This window comes from Bradyrhizobium sp. BRP56 (genome assembly GCF_020194035.1).
Classification (GTDB): domain Bacteria; phylum Pseudomonadota; class Alphaproteobacteria; order Rhizobiales; family Xanthobacteraceae; genus Bradyrhizobium; species Bradyrhizobium australafricanum.
The window spans coordinates 1-4,291 of sequence record NZ_JADYVV010000145.1 but is presented as its reverse complement, the minus strand read 5'-3'; the positions used below and the strand labels follow the sequence as shown (position 1 = coordinate 4,291).

Genomic DNA, 4,291 nt, shown 5'->3' with positions numbered 1-4,291 from the left:
GCAAGGTCGAGGTGCCCGTACCGTTCCATCGCCTCAATCAGCGCGGGCATTAATGCTTTCAGTCGCTTCCCGCAGATGCGGTCTGACGCGTCCCAAAGCCGTTGAGCTATGCTCTGGTGCGTGAAGACGCGTTCCCCGCTCTCGATCGAGCCGTTCTCATGTGCGATGCCCGCATTGTTGCGCGTTGGCGCCATGCCATAGTGGCCCATCAGCCCGGCGTAGCGCTGCGTCAGATCCTCCCGTGCGTCGGCGGCCAGATTGCGGAACGCTGCCGACAGGCTGTCGCTGCGATGCTCCCGCGGCACGCCGCCAAGCGCCCACAGCGCGTTCTGCAAGCCCGCCGTTGAGCGCCCGCCAGGCGTTGATGCGCCGCTCCAGCGTGCGGCGGATGTTCGGGTTCAGGTCATGATGCCGTCGGCGCAACTCGTCCAGCACGCCGATCACGCGGATGCCGGGCGCAGCCTTCAGGATCGGAACGATCTCGGCCTCCCAATACTGCGCGAGCGGATCGGACCGGCGCCGGCCCCTCGGCGTCTTCTTCTGCGCGCCTGGGTCTGTCCGACTTCACCGATGGCGGGCGACAATCGCCCTCGATTCCGCATTGCCTCGCCTTAATTGTTACCGGATCCTAAGCCGTTGCCTCACGTAAATTGCTCCCCTGGACCGGGAACGAGCGAGGGGCGGAGATGGGGTGGCTAAGCATGGCAACGCGGAAGGAACTGACGGCGGCGGCAGGCGTGCGCTATCGGCGGTCGGATCGCGCGAAGAAGGCGCGGATATTGGACGAGTTCGTCGACATCACCGGATTCCATCGGAAGCATGCGATGCGTCTACTTCGAAACCAGGAAGGCGTACATCCGGGCCGACGGGCGCGACGTCGGATATATAATGAAGCAGAACACACCGCACTCGTGCTGCTTTGGGAGGCGTCAGACCGCATCTGCGGGAAGCGACTGAAAGCATTAATGCCCGCGCTGATTGAGGCGATGGAACGGTACGGGCACCTCGACCTTGCCCCTGAGATTCGCACCAAACTTTTGGCGATGAGCGCTGCGACGATCGACCGCGCCTTGGTGCGGGTTCGAGAAAAATTGGGTCGCAAGCGCCGGCGGCACGCGGGGCATTCCCTGCGTCGCAGTATTCCAATACGGACTTCGGCAGATTGGAATGATCCGGCGCCGGGATTCGTCGAGGCCGACCTTGTAGCGCATAGCGGTCCATCTGCGCGCGGCAGCTTCATCCAGACCCTCGTGCTCACCGACATTGCTACCGGCTGGACAGAGTGCGCACCTCTGATCGTGCGCGAACAGACGCTGGTGAGCACGGTGCTGACGGAATTGCGCAAGCAATTGCCTTTTGCGCTGCTCGGCTTCGACACGGACAATGACACCGTGTTCATGAATGAGACGTTGAAGGCCTACTGCGAGGCGGCCAACATTGTCTTCACGCGTTGCCGTCCCTACCGGAAGAATGACCAGGCGTTCGTCGAGCAAAAGAACGGCGCCGTCGTGCGCAGGATGGTCGGCTATCGTAGGTTCGAAGGCCTGGAGGCGGCCAAGCTACTGGCGGAACTCTATCGGTCAGCGCGGCTGTTCGTAAACTTCTTCCAACCTTCGTTCAAACTGTTAGCCAAGCAGCGCGACGGTGCTCGTGTACGTAAGACATACAGCGCGCCGGCAACACCCCACCAGCGCCTGTCAGCGGACGCCCGCACGCCTGATGCGGTCCGCCACCATCTCCAGGAAATCTATACCGCTCTCGATCCGGTCACGTTGTTGCGCGACATCCGCGACGTGCAGGAGCGCCTCGCGGCGCTCGCGGATATCCAACCATCCGCCCATCCTGCTGCGGCATCACAATCGATTGATCGCTTCCTGGCAAGCCTGCGAACGGCCTGGAAGGACGGCGCCACGCGCCCGACGGATCGGCCAATCGTGAAGGCTAAAAGGGGCCGGCGTCGTCCCGATCCGCTTATCCGGGCAACGTCAGATTTGAGAAAATGGTTTGAAGCCGAGCCTTGGCGGACCGGCAGCGAACTGCTCTCGCGCCTGCAGGTGGAATATCCTGGAGACTATCCGAACAAGCTTCTTCGAACCCTTCAACGTCGGTTGAAATCCTGGCGCAGCGAGCAAGCGAATGCGCTGCTGTTTGCTTCAGAAAAAATGCCGCCAGGGCATGAGGTCACAACACCCCAATGACGTGCGAGGTGCCAGCGGAGGAGGCCGGGCGCTCCGAAACCCCGGCCATCTCCGCACCCGGCCTCCTCCTCAACTCAGGCCAGGAGCAAAATAAATGAGGCAACTGATCGCGCCCGGGAGCATCGATATGTGAGGCAATACGTCTTCCCACCCAGATCGTCGCGCTATACCGAGAGCCCGGCCCAACGAACTCAATGGTGATTGGCTCTCTGACCCGGCGATTGCGAATCTCCGCTTCCGCGATCAAGCCTCGGCAACACGCCGCGCTCACGAGAGTCGTTGGCCGTGTCTGTGATCCGCCGCCGCTTGGTCGATGCCCCTCACAATGACCGCCACGAACCTGCCTGTCTGCGATGATCGGTCGAGCCTCGACGCTTAGGTCGCTCTCAGTCCAGCTTCAAAGACGAGGACCGCGAGCACTCGGGGTGCCTGATCCAGTCCAGCCCCTTCGGTGTGACGCTAGCAGCTCCGCGGCAAGATCTGCCCTGTTGGCTAGGGCGCGGTCAGCCCGTGAAGTGGATGAACGCCGTGGTGCTGACGGCAATCGTGCAGACGGCCGCAGATATTGTGTACGAAGTCGGTGAAGGCATCGCCATCTGGACGATTCCATACGTGACGCCGTGCCGGCGTCGGTGGCGGGCTCGACGTAACCTCACGAATACCCTTCGTGACACGGATATCTTATACCGGACAGGGTGAACGCGCGGATGGAACAGTGTGTGATCGCGATTGATTGGCGCGACATTCAAGAGCGACGGCCGCAAAAGGTCACATTTTCTTTAAGAACCAAATGCAATCTGTCGCCTGATCGTCACGGCCGGATGTACGCCGTGGCATCACGGGGCCCCGGCTTTCATGCCGGGGTTTTTCGTTGTGTGCCGAGTATGAGCGACAGCTTGGAGGTGGAAGTCCTCTATCCAGCCTGATGGCGGCGAAGGATTAGCGAAGCGCAAGGGCGTCATCGTGAGGTGGGGTCTGAAGAAAGCGTGGAGCAAAGCCGCGGCCCGATGGACAAACACCGGATAACGAGGCCTACCCGGCCGGACGAGCGAGCAATTGATCGCGAAGTCCAAGGTCATCAAAGGTCGGGGTGGTAAATTCGGCGGGCGTGCGGTGAAGGCGGTCGGTCTTACCTCGGGAGGTCTGCGCTGTGTCTCGGCAACGAGACTGAGACCGTCGCAAGACGGCCTGACCGCAGCGCAGAAGTCAGCCGAGGGCGTAGTAGGCGGCAGCGCGCCGCTGAAGGCCTGAACGGTGGAAGTGGTCAGTAGAGCGGCGATCTCGTGCGAGCCATGCGGCAGAAGAATCAGGTCGAGCTGAACTTGAGCCCCGGAGCGGAGGGTGAAGCCCGAAGCGCCGGCGCCCGAGAGCCTGAAGCGCGTGCGGCGGAAGTCTGTCTCGAACGCCCGGCGGTCGCAGGACCGTCGATGGAAGACGTTGTCGAGAGTGAGAATCTGAAGGCAGCGTTGGCGCAAGTAAAGCGCAACAAGGGCGCGGCGGGCGTCGACGGGATGACCGTCGGCGAGCTGTTAGCCCACCTGAAGGAGCACTGGCCTGCGATCCGAGCCCAGTTGCTTGACGGCACCTACAAGCCACAGCCGGTGCGGCGGGTGGAGATACCGAAGGCGTCGGGCGGCCTGCGGCCGCTCGGCATTCCGACGGTGCTCGACCGCTTGATCCAGCAGGCGGTGATGCAGGTGCTGCAGGCGGATTGGGATAGGACGTTCGCCGAGACGAGCTTCGGCTTTCGGCCGGGGCGCTCGGCACATCGGGCGGTGGAACGGGCGCAGGCGTACATTGCGGCCGGCCACAGCATCGTGGTGGACATCGACCTGGAGAAGTTCTTTGACCGGGTCAACCACGACATCCTGATGGGACTGGTTGCCAAGCGGGTTGCTGACAAGCGCATCCTGAAGCTCATCCGCGCCTTCCTGAATGCGGGTGTGTTGGAAGGAGGGCTGGTCAGTCCGACGGAAGAGGGCACGCCGCAGGGCGGTCCGATGGTTCCCTGAACGCAAAAGATAACTTTGCGGTGGGGGAGCGGTCACGGAGCTATTGGCGGCGCCGGGCGCCTTTCCACCGGGAGGGGTGGG

At 62.5% G+C, this 4,291-nt stretch carries 2 protein-coding genes and 1 pseudogene; 2 read left to right on the top strand and 1 reads right to left on the bottom strand.

The window, feature by feature from the left end:
* Window positions 1-137: 137 nt before the first annotated feature.
* Window positions 138-585, bottom strand: a pseudogene (locus tag I6F38_RS42985) (IS21 family transposase); the annotation flags it as partial.
* A gap of 101 nt (window positions 586-686) precedes the next feature.
* On the opposite strand from I6F38_RS42985, the gene I6F38_RS42980 reads away from it, so the two are divergent.
* A complete protein-coding gene (locus tag I6F38_RS42980; RefSeq protein ID WP_011084703.1) occupies window positions 687-2,198 on the top strand; it encodes an ISNCY-like element ISBj12 family transposase in 1,512 nt (503 codons plus the stop codon).
* A gap of 1,292 nt (window positions 2,199-3,490) precedes the next feature.
* A complete protein-coding gene (locus tag I6F38_RS42975) occupies window positions 3,491-4,210 on the top strand; it encodes a reverse transcriptase domain-containing protein (RefSeq protein ID WP_167456586.1) in 720 nt (239 codons plus the stop codon).
* The last annotated feature ends 81 nt before the right edge of the window (window positions 4,211-4,291 follow it).

What these genes read in the sequence shown, in the direction of transcription:
- I6F38_RS42980 (WP_011084703.1), top strand. Translation starts at nt 687, where the DNA reads ATGGGGTGGCTAAGCATGGCAACGCGGAAGGAACTGACGGCGGCGGCA.
- I6F38_RS42975 (WP_167456586.1), top strand. Translation starts at nt 3,491, where the DNA reads ATGCGGCAGAAGAATCAGGTCGAGCTGAACTTGAGCCCCGGAGCGGAG.